Origin of the sequence: Rhodococcus baikonurensis (assembly GCF_040489275.1) — a bacterium.
GTDB lineage: Bacteria > Actinomycetota > Actinomycetes > Mycobacteriales > Mycobacteriaceae > Rhodococcus_F > Rhodococcus_F baikonurensis.
Window position 1 is genome coordinate 31388 of record NZ_JBEUOQ010000017.1, and the last position, 14641, is coordinate 46028.

Here is a 14641-nt window from a genome sequence, read left to right on the forward strand (position 1 = left end):
GACTGCGTGCACAGATACGGCTACAAGTTGGCTGCTCTGGGCTTGGCTGCGGCGATCGTCGGGGTCATCGCTTTGTCGGTCGCGTCTTTCAACCAGGTGTTTGTCGCTCGCGTCCCGATCACGGTGATCGCGGAGCGCGCGGGGCTCGTGATGGATCCGGGCGCGCGGGTGAAGATGGCCGGGGTGACCGTGGGCTCGGTGGAGTCCATCACGCCGACTGACGACGCTACCGCACAACTGTCGTTGTCGATCGATCCCGAAGCGCTCGAATCGATTCCGTCCAACGTGGATGTGGCGATCACGTCGAACACGGCCTTCGGTGCGAAGTTCGTCAGCCTGTCCTCGCCGGAGCAGCCGAGCAGCGCGCGACTTGCCGCCGGGGCGACGATCGACGCATCCCGGGTGACTGTCGAGCTGAACACGGTGTTCGAGAAACTCACCACCGTGCTCCGGACGGTGGACCCGGGCAAGCTTGATTCGACATTGGGTGCCCTCTCGACTGCTCTGCAAGGACGCGGCGAACGGCTCGGGGTCGCACTCGAACAAGCAGATTCCTCGTTGCTCGAATTCAACACTGCACGTGAGGCTCTCGATCATGTGTTGACTGATTTACCAGCCGTCACACAGACCTACCGCGACGCTGTTCTCGACTTGCTCGACACCCTCGACTCGCTCACGACGACGGGAACCACTGTTCTCGACGAGCAGCAGAATCTTGATCTCCTCTTGCTCAACGTGATCGGGGTCGCCCGCACCGGAGAAGATGTACTGGGAGCCAACGCCGACGGCATCGACACCGTTCTGTCGTTACTGCGGCCGACCACCGCACTGCTCGAGGAATATTCCCCGGTGATTCCCTGCATGTTCCACGGACTGCAGGAGAGCAAGAAGATCGGCGACGGCGCCTACAACGGACAACCAGGCATCAAGATGTCGATCGGTCTGATCGCCGGGACCGAACCGTACCGATATCCCGACGACCTCCCGAAGGTCGCGGCAACAGGTGGCCCGCAGTGTATGGGCCTTCCTCTGCGTGATCCGAACGTCAACGCGCCTTACCTGGTGACCGACACCGGGGTGAATCCGTTTGCGCCCGAGCGTCAACCGAACGGTGGGCAGCCGATGAACACGGTCCCGGATCTGATGAGCTATCTGTTCGGGATGGAGATCCGATGAAAGTTCGTGGATACACCGTCAAGTTCGGAATTTTTGTTCTGGTGATGATCCTCGTCAACGCCGGGCTGATCCTCGTATTCGGTCAGATGCGGGGCGGCGATGCCAAGTCCTTCTCGGCGGAGTTCGTCAACGCCTCCGGGCTCAGAGCGGGCGACAAGGTGCGCATCGCCGGTGTGCCCGTCGGTTCTGTCGGCTCCGTCGAATTCGGTGGGAATCACCGTGCCCACGTGAGTTTCAGTGTGGATACGGCTGACACCGTGACCGTTTCGACCAGGGCCGCTGTTCGGTATCAGGACCTGGTGGGTAATCGATACCTCGAACTGCTCGACGATCCGGGGATCGCGGAACCGCAGCCACAGGGCGAGAGCATTCCCGTCGATCGCACCGCGCCGGCACTCGACCTCGATGCGCTACTCGGTGGTTTCAAGCCGCTGTTTCAAGCCCTGGACCCGGAGCAGGTCAACGCGTTGTCGATGTCCTTGCTCGAGGTGTTTCAAGGCCAGTCCGGAACTGTGGCATCGGTGTTGGCACACACCGGATCGATCACGAACACTCTCGCGGACCGCGACCAACTGATCGGTCGAGTGATCGGCAACCTCGACGGTGTGCTCAGTGAATTGCGCAGCCGCGGTGGACAGTTCAGTGACACTCTCGATCACCTACAACAGCTGGTGAGCGGGCTCGCGGCGGATCGGGAGATGATCGGGACTGCCGTCGAGAGTGTGAACACCGCATCAGGCACCTTCGCCGATCTCCTCGCCGGAGTTCGCCCGGACATCGCGGGAAACCTGTCGAAGCTGGACGCAAGCCTGAATCCGCTGATCGAGCAACAAAGTGAGCTCGATCGGATTCTCGCGTCCATGCCCTCGAACTACAAGCAGCTGATCCGAGTCGGCTCGTACGGGTCGTTCTTCAACTTCTATCTGTGCGGAATCGCCCTGAAGGTCGACGGTGCCGACGGTACGCCGCTCACTGTCGACCTGGTGGATCAGACGACCGGAAGGTGCGCACCACGATGAGAGAGATGGCGCAGAGCCAGGCCGTACGCGTGGGGGTCGTGGGATTGGTCGTCACGGCCGCCGTCGTATTGGCATCGCTCCAGTATCAGAATCTGCAGTTCCTGAAATCGGGTGTCGGGTACAGCGCGGTGTTCGCCGACGCCAGCGGTCTCGCGCCGGGAGACGAAGTCAACGCCGCCGGAGTGAAGATCGGAACGGTGGATCGGATCGAGGTCGAGCACGGACTCGCGCGCGTGGATTTCACACTGGAAGGCTCGATCGGTTTGGGAGAAAGCACGTCGGCCGCCGTCACCACGATGTCGTTGCTCGGCAAGCGAGCGGTATCGCTCGATCTGGACGGTCCGGGAAGGATCGCGGTCGGCGGCGAGATCCCGGACGAGAGAACAAGATCGGCGTACTCGCTGCCCGACGTGCTCGGTGACCTCACCACGACGGTCGAGGACATCGATCTCGACCAACTCTCCGAATCACTCGACGCAGTGGGGCAGGTGATGTCCGACAGTGCGCCGAACCTGAGGCCGGCACTGGACGGCGTCGCACGGATCTCCGACAGCGTCAATCGGCGGGACGACATGTTGCGCACCTTGCTGTCCGATGCAAACGACGTCGCCGGAACGTTGGCCGAGCGTGGTCCACAGGTCAACGCTCTACTCGTCGACGGCAACGCGTTGTTGGGAGAACTGGATCGGCGACAGGCGGCGCTGGGGGAAGTGATCACGAACATCTCGGCATTGTCGACCCAGCTGAGTGGACTCGTCCACGACAACGAGGCGCAATTGCAGCCGGTCCTCGGCAAACTCGATACCGTTGTCGGCATTCTGCAGAACAACAAGGACAACCTTTCTCAGGGAATCGACGGTCTCGGTACGTACGTGGGCACGCTCGGTGACACCGTGGCCAGTGGTCCCTTCTATTACGCGTACGTCCAGAACCTGGTACCGGCGCAATACACCCAACCGTTGATCAACGCGATGTTCGGGCTACCACCTGCACCGCTGCCGATTCCGGAGGTTCGATGATGGGTGCCTCACGAGTTCGCAATCCGCTGAACCGGCGTCGAATCGTCCTCGTCGGCGCAGGCATCATCGGGGCGGCGATCGTCGTCGTGTCGGGATACCTTGCGGTGCAACATCTGCGCTATTACAACGTGACGGCCTACTTCACCTCGACGACTGGTCTGTATGTCGGTGACGACGTTCGTGTCGTGGGAGTCGACGTCGGCCGTGTCACCGAGATCGCCCCTCAGGGTGATCGAATGCGCGTCGAACTGAAATTGGCCCGCGAGGTTCCCGTCGCCGAGGACGCGAAAGCGGTGATCGTTGCCCAGTCGCTGGTCTCGGCCCGCTTCGTGCAGTTGACGCCGGCGGTGACGGACGGCGCCGACGCACTGAATGACGGTGCGGAGATCGGGCTCGACCGAACGGCGGTCCCGGTCGAGTGGGACCAGATCAAGGAACAGCTGGGCCGGGCCGCCGATGCTTTGGGTCCCGACGGGGACGATCGCGGTCCCGCCGCCAACTTCCTCGACGGTGCCGGATCCGCACTGGCCGGCAACGGGGAAGCGCTGGGGCGCTCGGTGACCGAACTCTCGGAGGCTATGAGCACACTCGACGAAGGCGGAGCCGATCTGTTCGGCACCATCCGCGGCCTGCAGACCTTCACGACGGCGCTCGCGGCAAGCGACGAACAGATCGTTCAGTTCCAAGGACGGCTGGCACATGTCTCGAGTGTGCTCGCCGAGAGCCGGACGCAATTGGCTCCGGCTCTCGCCGATCTGGACGCCGCCGTCGTCGACGTACAGCGGTTTGTCGAACAGAACCGAACCGGCTTGACGGAGCAGATCGCGAAGTTGGCAGATGTGTCCCAGGTATTGGTCGACAAGCGCGCAGGTCTCGAGAAGGTACTGCATCTGGCTCCGACAGCGTTGTCGAACTACTACAACGTCTACCGGCCGGCCCAAGGAGCGATGGTGGGTGTGCCCGCATTCCAGAACGTCGGCAACCCGATCGACTTGATCTGCGGCGGAATCGCCGGCCTGGCCAACGACACCTCGAAGAAGGGCGCGGATTTGTGCATCGAATACCTCGGCCCGTTGCTCAACACGATCAAGGCCAACTACCCGGACCTGAGCATCAACCCGACCCGGGCGCTCGGCGCTCTTCCGGACCAACTGGTGTACAGCGAGCCTGATCTGGAACCGACGGGCGCCTTGAGTTTTCCGACGGTACCGGTGGCGTCTGATCTGACCGGCTTGCTCATGCCGTCGACAGGATCACGATGACTGGCCGCCGGTGGGGAACAGTGTGTGTGGCGGCGAGCGCTGTGCTCGTTCTGACGGGTTGTCAATGGAGCGGGCTGAATTCGGTGTCGCTGCCGGGCGCGGCCGGCCGCGGTGAGGGAAGTTTCTCGGTCGTGATCGAGATGCCGGACGTCACGTCGATCAGCCCCAACTCCCCGGTCATGGTCAACGACGTGACAGTCGGAAGTATCAGTGCGATCGAGACCGACAACTGGCACGCACGGGTGACGGTTGCGCTCGACGGCTCGGTGTCGCTGCCCGCCAACGCGACTGCCAAGATCGGCCAGACCAGTCTGCTCGGATCCAAACACGTCGCGCTCGCGCCGCCCACCGAGGTGGCGCCGGAAGGGCGGTTGTCGGAGGGATCCGTGATTCCCCTTGCATCGGCCAGTGTCTATCCCACCACCGAGGAAGCGTTGACGGCACTGTCCTTGGTGCTCAACGGCGGTGGGCTGGCCCAGATTCACAGCATCACCACGGAACTGAACACTGCTCTCGGCGGACGGACCGATGCGGCGCGCGACCTGCTGAGCCAGATGGACACCGTGACCGAGACACTCGACCGTCAACGCGAGGCGATGGTCACGACCATGGAGAATCTCGACGTGTTCGCCGGCGAGATCACGGCTCAGCGAGACGTTCTCGGTGAGGCGTTGGAGACCCTTGATCCGGCCTTGGCGGAACTGAGCGCCCAACGCGTCGACCTGACCACCGCCCTCGATGCGGTCGGCAGGTTCGGGGACGTCGGGACCGATCTGGTCGACCGGACCCGCGACGATGTGAAAGCCAATTTGAGCGCCTTGGAATCGACGCTGCAGAAGGTGGTCGAAACCGGACCGGACCTGATCAACAATTTGGGCAATCTGAGTACCTTCCCCTTCCCCCAGACGACCATCGACGACGGAATGCGCGGTGACTACACCAATTTGTGGGCGCTGATCGACCTCACGAGCAATCGCCTCCAGTCAGGTCTCGGCTTCGGTACTCCGTTCGGGGCGCCGCAAACTCCGGTGGAGAACGGAATACTGGTCGATCCTTTGACCGCGCCTCTGGGTACCGGGCGGGCCGCCCCAAGTGACACCGGGCGGACCGACCAGGACGGTGGGCGATGATTCTCACGAAGTTGGTGCGAAGGCAATTGACGATCTTCGCGATCCTGGCGGTGATAGGCATGAGCGCAGCGGCTATCTCGTACCTGAGATTTCCGACCATGCTCGGCATCGGGCGCTATTCGGTGACAGTCGAACTGCCCGACGCCGGCGGCCTGTATCGGAACGCGAACGTGACCTATCGCGGCGACACCATCGGTCAGGTCAGGTCGGTGCGTCTGTCTCCGGGAGTGGTACGCGCCGAATTATCTTTGGAGAGCGCGGTTCCCGTTCCCTCCAGCGGGCTCACAGTAGCGGTGCGAAGTGTGTCGGCCATCGGCGAGCAATATGTCGACATGCAACCGAGCACCGCGGACGGACCCTTTCTGTCCGACGGAGACGTGATCGGCCCCGACGCTGTCACGATCCCGACCGAGATCGGACCGGTCCTCGATCAGGCGCAGGCGATGCTCGCATCCGTACCGCAGGACAAGTTGCGATCGGTGATCGACGAGTCCGCGGCGGCTTTCGGAGGCAGGGGAGAGGACCTGGCTCGTCTGCTGGATTCGACCACTTCGTTCGTCGATCAGATGTCCGCTGCCACGACGCCGGCAACGACGCTCGTACAGCAGTTGGATCCGCTCCTGCAGACACAGGTGGTGACGGGCGACCAGATTCGCCAGTGGGCGTCCAGTGTCGCTCAACTCAGTGGACAGTTGGAGATCGCCGACGGCGCCGTGCGCAATATCCTCGAAACCGGACCGGGCTTCGCGACCGAAGCCGACCTGCTGTTTCAAGGCCTCCAACCCACTTTGCCTGTGCTGCTTGCCAATTTCACGAGTACTGCTCAGGTGGCTTTGACGTACAACGCCGGCTTGGAACAGGTGCTCGTCATCTTGCCGCCACTGGTCGCGGCACAGGAAACCGTCGTACAACGCGGGCAGGTGGACGGCGCCGCGAACGTCAACTTCCACCTCCAGGCGCAAGATCCTGCAGCGTGCTCGACTGGTTACCTTCCGGCCGATCAGCGACGAGACCCGACCCAGATGAGTGTTCCGGACACCCCGGCCGACCTGTACTGCAAAGTTCCACAGAACTCGATCTTCGCAGTTCGTGGATCCCGGAACATTCCCTGCATGGAGGTACCGGGCAAACGAGCACCGAGCCCGGAGATCTGCCGGAGCCCCGAGGCGTACGTGCCGTCGGGGACCAATGCGCCCGGCGAGTTGTACACCGGGCCTGACGGAGTCGACTATCAACACACGGAGTTGGCTCCGGCCGCCTCCGGTCCGGGGGAGGGCGAGCCGTGGCAACAGTTGCTGACGCCGACGAATCGCTGAGGGGCGAGGTGCTGGATCCGGTACGAGGCAAACCCGGTGTTCTCACCGCCCTGGCCTGGATTGCACTCGCGGCTCTGAGCGTCGTCGTCGTCTTCGGCTGTCTGGCAGTTCGATCGGACCGCGCCCGAGAGTCCCAGCGTCAAGAGTTCGTCGCCGGTGCGGTCGCAGGAACCCTTGCCCTGATCGACGTCCACTCTGCCACGCTCGACGTGGATCTCGCGACGCTGAAGTCGCTGACTACGGGAACTTTTGCAGACGAACTGAAGTCCGGTGAATCTGCGTTCGTCGCATCGATCCGCGATTTCGCCGTCGATTCCGATGGTCGTGTCGACACCGCAGCCCTGGCATCGGAATCCGGTACCTCGGGAGTGGTACTGATCGCAGCCTCGGCCCAGGTCGGCAATTCAGCGGGAGAATCTTCGGCGCGAACCTACCGTCTGCGCATCGGTGTCGAGGAGGTCGACGGGCGGGTGCTGATGTCGAGTGTGGAGTTCGTCCCGTGAAGCGCGTGGTCTTGGTGTGTGCGGCGCTGATCTTGGTGGGAGTCGGTGGGACTCTGCTCTGGAGTCATCACCGTTCGGCAGCCGCTGACACCGCACGTGTAGAGGTGATCGGTGTGGCGCCGATGCTCGTCGAGAATCTCTTGAGCTACAACAGCGACACGGTCGACGACGACCTTGCACGTGCTGCCGAGGGCGCAAGCGGAACGTTTCAGGACAGCTTCGCCGAATTCGGATCGAAAACGGTTGCACCCCAATCGAAGGAGCAGGGAATCAGCACCAAGGCGCGGGTAGTCGACGTCGGCGTGCGCTCCGTGGCTGCAGACCGCGCAGAATTGCTCATGTTCGTCGATCAGATCACGACGAGTATCGCGCGGCCGGCACCAGCGTCGACGTCGAGCCGAGTCGAGGTGACACTCGACCGAGTCGACGGAACATGGCTGGTGAGTGCCATGATCCCCGTCTAGTGAAGGTTCTCGCGGCCCGCCATGATCAGCCTGGCAGTGACTTCGAGCCGGTCTGCGATCTGCGAATAGGACTCGTATCCCATGCCGGCTCGGACAAGCGCCCCGGACCAGGAGATTTCGAGTGCTTCGAGTACGTCGGGATCGTACGACGGCCCCAGTGCCTCGATGAGCCGCTCCCGGATGTTCTTGCCGATGCGTCCCCGAAGATGTTCGACGTCGGGATCGTTGCCCATCATCGCCGTGGTCACGGCCGCCGCCAGCTCCGGTTCGTCGGAAACGAGCAGTGCGACGCTACGAAGGACCGAGCAGACCTGCGCTTCCCGTTCCGCCTCCGGGGAGGGCTCGTGAGGTACCGCGTCGAGTCGGCGCCAGAACAGTTCTGCCACAAGGTGACTCTTGGACGAAAAATAGGTGTATGCCGTGGCCGCGGCGACACCCGCTTCCGCTGCCACCATCCGCACAGTCAGATCGGCAAACCCTTTGTCGCGCAGGACCGTGATCGCTGCCGCGGTCAATCGATCGACGGTTTCGGCTTGCTGCTGTGTGAGCCGTCGACGCGTGGACTCGAACTTGGTCTTACCAGACATGTGTCCAGACACTACGGGATAGGACCCGAGCGAGCAAAGTATGCGCTATCACATTCTCAATGTCGCTCCCGCTCGGTGTCCTCTCTCGCTCCCGCTCGGTGTCATGTCTCGCTCCCGCTCGGTGTCATGTCTCGCTTCCGCTCGGTGTCCTCTCTCGCTTCCGCTCGGTGTCATGTCTCGCTCCCGCTCGGTGGGACAGAATTTCGATCCCCCGCGATCGCTAAGTCCATGTGTTAGAACGATTTCTAGAACACGTTCGGAAAGTGTGCCCAGGATCGGAGAGGCTGATTATGACGAAGTGGGACGAGACATGCGACGTACTCGCTGTGGGCTCGGGCGGCGGACTCGCCGGCGCGTACACGGCGGCCCGCGAAGGTCTCGACGTCATTGTGATCGAAGCGACCGACAAGTACGGCGGAACAACGGCGTACTCGGGCGGCGGCGGAATGTGGTTCCCGTGCAACGCCGTTCTTCGCCGTTCCGGGGACGACGACACCATCGACGATGCGCTGGAGTACTACCGTTCGGTGGTGGGTGATCGGACGCCCGCCGACGTTCAGGAGGCATACGTTCGGGGCGGCGCCGGGTTGATCGACTATCTCGAAGAGGACTCGAATTTCGAGTTCCAGATACTGCCATGGCCCGACTACTTCGGGGAAAAACCCAAGGCTCGCGCGAGCGGTCGACACATCGTTCCCAAACCGATGAACGCGACGAGGCTTGGTGTGCTTCGTGATTCACTTCGATCGCCGCTCGCGACGGAGCGGTTGGGAGAAGAGTTGCCGGCGTACCTCGTCGGCGGGCAGTCGTTGATCGGCCGATTCATGCTGGCACTTTCGACATACCCGAATGCCGCCATGCACCTGAACACCGCACTCGAAGAATTGGTTGTCGAGGACGGACGGGTCGTCGGCGCTGTCGTCGAGCAAGGTGGTCGGCGTCGAATGATCCGAGCCCACAGAGGAGTGATCCTGGCCGCCGGCGGATTCGAACAGAACGAGACCCTGCGGGCCGAATTCGGTGTCCCTGGTTCTGCTCTCGACACGATGGGCTGCCCCGGCAACCTCGGTAAGGCTCACCAGGCGGCCATCGCCGTGGGCGCCGACACCGACCTCATGGGGGAGGCCTGGTGGTCGCCCGGGCTGACCCATCCAGATGGCCGCTCTGCGTTTGCGCTGTGGTTCACCGGCGGAATCTTCGTGGACGACAAGGGTCGCCGGTTCGTCAACGAGTCTGCGCCGTACGACCGCTTGGGTCGCTCCGTCATCGAACACATGCGGGCAGGGAAAGTAACCACGCCGTACTGGATGATCTACGACAACAGAGAAGGCGCAGTGCCACCGGTGAAGGCACCCAATGTGCCTATGGCGCAGACGAAGCAATACGTGGATGCGGGATTGTGGAAGAGTGCGCAGACGCTCGAAGACCTCGCCGCCCAGATCGATGTCCCCGCAGCGGAACTGGTGGAGACCGTGAAGCGATTCAACGCGTCTGCGGCGACCGGCGTCGACGCGGACTTCGGCCGAGGAGACACTGCATACGACCGCGCCTTCTCGGAGGGGGCTTCGCCGCTCGTACTGATCGACCAAGGTCCGTTTCACGCTGCTGCTTTCGGAATCTCCGACCTCGGGACCAAAGGTGGTCTACGCACCGACGCGACCGCGAGGGTACTCAAAGCCGACGGTACGGCGATTGCCGGGTTGTACGCTGCGGGGAACACGATGGCAGCGGCCAGCGGGACAACGTACCCCGGCGGTGGAAATCCGATCGGAGCGAGCATGTTGTTCAGCCACTTGGCTGCACTCGACCTCACGAAGCCGCTGTCGTAAGTCAGCCCGTTCGTGTCGGGAAGCGTCAGGCCTTGCCGAGTCCGGCGGCGATTCCCTTGTCCAGTTGGGTGAGCATTGCCGTACCCAACGACGAAAGCTGGGCGACCTGTCGATCGTCGAGACCCTCGAAGAGGAGACCTTGAACCGAGGCGACGTGCGGCGGCGCGGCCGCGACGACCTTTGCCATTCCTTCGTCGGTGAGCACTGCGTTGGAGCCGCGGCTGCCGCGAATGACTTCCCGTTTCACCCAGCCGGCTTTCTCCATCTTCGTGATGACGTGCGACAGGCGGGACAGGGACGCGTTCGCGCGCTGGGCAAGTACCGACAACTGGAGCTTGTGGTCGGGGGCGTCCGAGAGTGCGGCTAGGACGAAGTACTCGAAGTGGGTGAGTGCCGAATCGCGTTGTAGTTGAGTGTCGAGGGCGGCAGGCAATCGAGTCACGAGAGCGATCAGTGTCAGCCAGGCTTCCTGCTGCTCGGCTGTGAGCCACTTTGTCTGAGACTGCGCGTCGGGCTGCGCGGTCGGTTCACTCATCGGTGACTTCTCCTTCGGGTCGAGCATTCTTCGTGCACGGAGCGTGCTGGTGTACAGCGTCTCAGACGCATGTCCAGAAGAATATTGCGGGGAATAGTTGCGGGACGCAAGTGTTGAGTTCTATATTAGGTTGAACCTTCAACTTAATGACGAATGTCTATCCCGAGGAGTCCGTATGTCCACCGCAACCATGCCTGCGCTGTATCTCAGCCACGGTGCTCCGCCGCTGGTGGACAGCGCGTTGTGGGTCGACCAGTTGGGGGCGTGGGCCGGCGATCTTCCGCGCCCGACGGCAATCCTCGTCGTCTCGGCGCACTGGGAATCGGCGCCGCTGACGATCGGTTCGACGACCACGGGCACCCCGCTCATCTACGACTTCGGTGGTTTTCCCGAGAGGTTCTACCGCGCGAAGTACAACTCTCCCGGCGCTCCGGAACTCGCCGCCCAGGTTGCCGCGTTGATGCCGGACAACGAACGAGTGGTTCAGCAGCCGAATCGAGGCCTGGATCATGGTGCCTACGTGCCGCTCACGGTGATGTACCCGGACGCAGACATCCCGGTACTGCAAATTTCGCTGCCCACTCTCGATCCCGAGCGTTTGCTCCATCTCGGAGAGCGCCTACGGCCACTCCGTGAGCAAGGCGTACTGATCGTGGGATCTGGATTCACCACGCACGGGTTACCGTTCCTGCGCGATCCGTCACCGGAGGCGCAGGCCCCGGGATGGTCGGCGGAATTCGACGCGTGGGCAGGGGAAAGGTTCGCTGCCGGTGACGTCGATTCGTTGATCGACTTCCGCGCCCAAGCTCCCGGGATGCCGTACGCGCATCCGACCATCGAACACTTCGCCCCGTTGTTCGTCACGCTCGGTGCGTCGTCCGATCCGGAACAGGTGCCCACCCAGGTGATCGACGGATTCTGGATGGGGCTTGCGAAGCGCTCGATTCAGGTCGCCTAGGGAATCAGGTCCCCAGGAAAGTCAGCTTCGATTGCGAAGGAACTCGAGTGCCTGGTCGCCGTGGGTGTTGGCGCGTAGCTCACTCGAGATGACTTTGAGAACGGTGCGGTCGGTGTCGATCACGAAGGTCGAGCGTTTGACCGGAGCCAACTTGCCCAGGAGTCCGCGCTTGACGCCGAACTGTTCGGCTACCTTGCCGTCGGTGTCTGCGAGTAGGGGGTAGTCGAAGGATTGTGCGGTGGCAAAGGTGGACTGAGCTTCGACCGTATCGGTGCTGATACCCGCCCGCGAAGCGCCCACCGCGGCGAATTCGCTGCCCAGATCACGGAAGTGGCACGCCTCGGCGGTGCACACCGGCGTCGAGGCTGCCGGGTAGAAGAAGAGGACCAAGGGTCCGTTCGCGAGCAGGCTCGTCAGCGAGCGCGGAGTCCCGTCCTGGTCGGGCAGCGAGAAATCGGGAGCGAGTTGGCCTGGTTTCATTCGGCCGAGGTTACCCGCGCACGACGACCGCGTGGGGGAGCCTGGGATGATGGAGTCATGCACGGCGAGCCCACCTCCATGTCCGCACGGTCGTCCGACACCGCGATCGTCGGTGACGCGTCCGATTCCACCACCACTCGGGAGCAGTTCCGAGCTCTCGCGGCCGAGCACCGGGTCGTTCCCGTCACTCGGAAAGTGTTGGCGGACTCCGAAACTCCGCTCTCGGCGTACGAGAAGTTGGCCGGCAATCGTCCCGGCACCTTCTTGCTCGAATCGGCCGAGAACGGTCGTTCGTGGTCGCGGTGGTCGTTCATCGGCGTCGGGAGTCCGGCTGCACTGACCGTCGTGGACGGAGAGGCAGCTTGGTACGGCAACGTTCCGGCCGGTGCTCCGGCCGGAGGCGATCCGATCGACGCGCTCGGTGCCACCCTGGAGCTACTTCGTTCGGAGCGGCTGCCCGACCTACCCCCGTTGACGGGCGGGATGGTCGGATTCCTCGGCTACGACGCGGTGCGACGCCTCGAGCGATTGGGTGATTCGGCGGTCGACGACCTGCAGATACCCGAGATGGTCATGCTGCTTGCTGCCGACATCGCCGCAGTCGATCACCACGAAGGGGCGATCACCCTCATCGCCAACGCGGTCAACTGGGACGGCACCGACGAGCGTGTCGACACGGCGTACGACGACGCAGTCGCCAGGTTGGACGCGATGACTCGCGCTCTTGCGGCGCCCGCGAAATCGACGGTGTCGACATTCTCGAAAGCGACTCCGAACTACCGCCGTCAGCGCACCACCGAGAGTTTCGGTGTCGACGTCGAAAAGTTGATCGGCGACATCGAAGCGGGCGAGGCATTCCAGGTAGTCCTCTCGCAGAGATTCGAGATCGATTGCACTGCAGCGCCGATCGACGTGTACCGGATGCTCCGCGCGTCGAACCCCAGCCCGTACATGTACCTGCTCAACGTGCCGAACGGTGATGGCGAGACCGCGTTTTCGATCGTCGGATCGAGCCCTGAGGCACTGGTCACCGTCGCCGAGGGCGTAGCGACAACACACCCGATCGCGGGAACCAGATGGCGCGGTGCCACAGAGGAGGACGACATCCTGCTCGAAAAGGATCTCCTCGCCGACGAGAAGGAAAACTCCGAGCACCTCATGCTCGTCGATCTGGGGCGAAACGATCTGGGTCGTGTCTGTCGCCCGGGCACGGTGAAGGTGCACGACTACCGGCACATCGAGCGGTACAGCCACGTGATGCATCTCGTATCGACCGTCACCGGTCATCTCGCCGAGGGAAAGCACGCTCTCGACGCGGTCACGGCGTGCTTCCCCGCCGGAACCCTGTCAGGGGCACCCAAGGTGCGTGCGATGCAGTTGATCGAAGAACTCGAGCCCACCAGGCGAGGTATCTACGGCGGCATCGTCGGCTACCTCGACTTCGCCGGCGACGCCGACACCGCGATCGCGATCCGAACAGCATTGATCAAGGACGGGATCGGATATGTCCAGGCGGGCGCCGGCGTCGTCGCCGACTCGGACCCGGTCTACGAGGACACCGAGGCCCGCAACAAGGCGATGGCAGTACTGAGCGCCATCGCGTCGGCGCACACCCTGCGCACCATCGGAGGTGACGATCTGTGAGTGAGAACGAGTCGATTGCAGCGGAGCAGCCTACAAGCGCTTCTCGTGGCACCGCCGTGCCGAGAACGCTTTTGCTTGCGTTGTCGGCAGCAGCGTTGTGGGGCAGCTCACGAATGACGTGGGTTCATCTGACCTCGAGCGACGGCAAGACGCTGGAGCGGACGACGGATCTCGACGGCAGCACCTGGGCGGCGGCGATGACTCCGCTCGCGCTCGCGCTTCTCGCGGCGATCGCGGCGTCGTTTGCGGTGCGAGGTTGGGCACTTCGGGTAGTCGGACTGTTGGTTGCACTCGTCGCCATCGCGGTAGCGGTTCCGGCGGTGCAGTTGTTGGTGTCCGGAGCCTCTGCGGACCGAGCGGTGGAGTTGGCCGAGTTGTCCGGTCACCCGGAAGATCTCTCGACGACTGTATCGGTGCTGCCTGCCTTGCTCGCGTTGGTCGGAGCGGTGGCGGCGCTCGGCGCAGCAGTACTTCTGATGCGCAAACCTCCAGTGCGAGGCGGGTTGTCGTCGAAGTACGACAACCCTGCCGCGCGCCGCGAAGCCGCAGCCAAGCTCGGTCAGGGAGACAAACCCGCGTCGGACGAGCCTGTGACACAACGGATGTTGTGGGATGCGCTCGACGCCGGAGAGGACCCGACAGTGGCCGACGGAGACGACGGAGTTGGGGGAGGCGACTGTGCGAAACCGGGGTCGTCCCACTGAGTAAGACTGAACCCT

General features: G+C 63.1%; 15 protein-coding genes. 12 read left to right on the top strand and 3 right to left on the bottom strand.

Annotated elements, in window-relative coordinates:
* The first annotated feature begins 6 nt into the window (after positions 1–6).
* Genes ABWI03_RS28100 through ABWI03_RS28135 form a run of 8 tightly spaced genes read left to right on the top strand, consistent with a single transcriptional unit; the run spans position 7 to position 7889 of the window.
* On the top strand, positions 7–1176 hold the full coding sequence (locus ABWI03_RS28100; protein ID WP_298780760.1) for an MCE family protein: 1170 nt from the start codon (positions 7–9) through the stop codon (positions 1174–1176).
* Positions 1173–2195 (top strand): MCE family protein, encoded by a 1023-nt coding sequence (locus ABWI03_RS28105; RefSeq protein ID WP_298780757.1) that lies wholly within the window; start codon positions 1173–1175, stop codon positions 2193–2195. The genes ABWI03_RS28100 and ABWI03_RS28105 overlap by 4 nt, the downstream gene beginning before the upstream one ends.
* Positions 2192–3214 (top strand): MCE family protein, encoded by a 1023-nt coding sequence (locus ABWI03_RS28110; RefSeq protein WP_298780753.1) that lies wholly within the window; start codon positions 2192–2194, stop codon positions 3212–3214. Before ABWI03_RS28105 ends, ABWI03_RS28110 begins: the two co-directional genes overlap by 4 nt.
* Positions 3214–4476, top strand: coding sequence for an MCE family protein (locus tag ABWI03_RS28115; protein ID WP_298780749.1), 1263 nt, complete (start codon positions 3214–3216; stop codon positions 4474–4476). The genes ABWI03_RS28110 and ABWI03_RS28115 overlap by 1 nt, the downstream gene beginning before the upstream one ends.
* Positions 4473–5606, top strand: a complete 1134-nt coding sequence (locus ABWI03_RS28120; RefSeq protein ID WP_298780747.1) for an MCE family protein — start codon at positions 4473–4475, stop codon at positions 5604–5606. The genes ABWI03_RS28115 and ABWI03_RS28120 overlap by 4 nt, the downstream gene beginning before the upstream one ends.
* Positions 5603–6922: an MCE family protein gene (locus tag ABWI03_RS28125; protein WP_298780744.1), complete on the top strand. Its 1320-nt coding sequence runs from the start codon at positions 5603–5605 to the stop codon at positions 6920–6922. Before ABWI03_RS28120 ends, ABWI03_RS28125 begins: the two co-directional genes overlap by 4 nt.
* Positions 6889–7425: an Rv1363c family protein gene (locus ABWI03_RS28130; RefSeq protein ID WP_296554499.1), complete on the top strand. Its 537-nt coding sequence runs from the start codon at positions 6889–6891 to the stop codon at positions 7423–7425. Before ABWI03_RS28125 ends, ABWI03_RS28130 begins: the two co-directional genes overlap by 34 nt.
* Positions 7422–7889, top strand: a complete 468-nt coding sequence (locus ABWI03_RS28135) for a hypothetical protein (protein ID WP_124569827.1) — start codon at positions 7422–7424, stop codon at positions 7887–7889. The genes ABWI03_RS28130 and ABWI03_RS28135 overlap by 4 nt, the downstream gene beginning before the upstream one ends.
* Here ABWI03_RS28135 and ABWI03_RS28140 read toward each other — a convergent pair.
* Entirely contained in the window at positions 7886–8476 is a 591-nt protein-coding gene (locus ABWI03_RS28140) for a TetR/AcrR family transcriptional regulator (protein WP_095973280.1), read from the bottom strand. The genes ABWI03_RS28135 and ABWI03_RS28140 overlap by 4 nt on opposite strands.
* A gap of 290 nt (positions 8477–8766) precedes the next feature.
* Between ABWI03_RS28140 and ABWI03_RS28145 the strand changes: the two genes are divergently transcribed.
* The gene (locus tag ABWI03_RS28145) at positions 8767–10305 is read left to right on the top strand and encodes an FAD-binding protein (RefSeq protein ID WP_298780738.1); all 1539 of its coding nucleotides are present in this window, start codon (positions 8767–8769) and stop codon (positions 10303–10305) included.
* A gap of 25 nt (positions 10306–10330) precedes the next feature.
* On the opposite strand, the gene ABWI03_RS28150 is transcribed toward ABWI03_RS28145, so the two are convergent.
* Positions 10331–10840, bottom strand: a complete 510-nt coding sequence (locus ABWI03_RS28150) for a MarR family winged helix-turn-helix transcriptional regulator (protein WP_030536759.1) — start codon at positions 10838–10840, stop codon at positions 10331–10333.
* Positions 10841–11015: 175 nt separating this feature from the next.
* Between ABWI03_RS28150 and ABWI03_RS28155 the strand changes: the two genes are divergently transcribed.
* Complete coding sequence (locus ABWI03_RS28155; RefSeq protein WP_124569825.1) at positions 11016–11798, top strand: dioxygenase family protein; 783 nt, start codon at positions 11016–11018, stop codon at positions 11796–11798.
* Positions 11799–11819: 21 nt separating this feature from the next.
* On the opposite strand, the gene ABWI03_RS28160 is transcribed toward ABWI03_RS28155, so the two are convergent.
* Entirely contained in the window at positions 11820–12278 is a 459-nt protein-coding gene (locus ABWI03_RS28160; protein ID WP_020907928.1) for a peroxiredoxin, read from the bottom strand.
* Between the two features lie 57 nt (positions 12279–12335).
* Here ABWI03_RS28160 and ABWI03_RS28165 point away from each other — a divergent pair, with 57 nt between their 5' ends.
* Complete coding sequence (locus tag ABWI03_RS28165; protein WP_095973277.1) at positions 12336–13922, top strand: anthranilate synthase component I; 1587 nt, start codon at positions 12336–12338, stop codon at positions 13920–13922.
* Positions 13919–14626 carry a TIGR02234 family membrane protein gene (locus tag ABWI03_RS28170; protein WP_435054157.1) on the top strand — a complete coding sequence of 236 codons (708 nt, stop codon included), beginning with the start codon at positions 13919–13921 and terminating at the stop codon, positions 14624–14626. Before ABWI03_RS28165 ends, ABWI03_RS28170 begins: the two co-directional genes overlap by 4 nt.
* Positions 14627–14641: the final 15 nt, after the last annotated feature.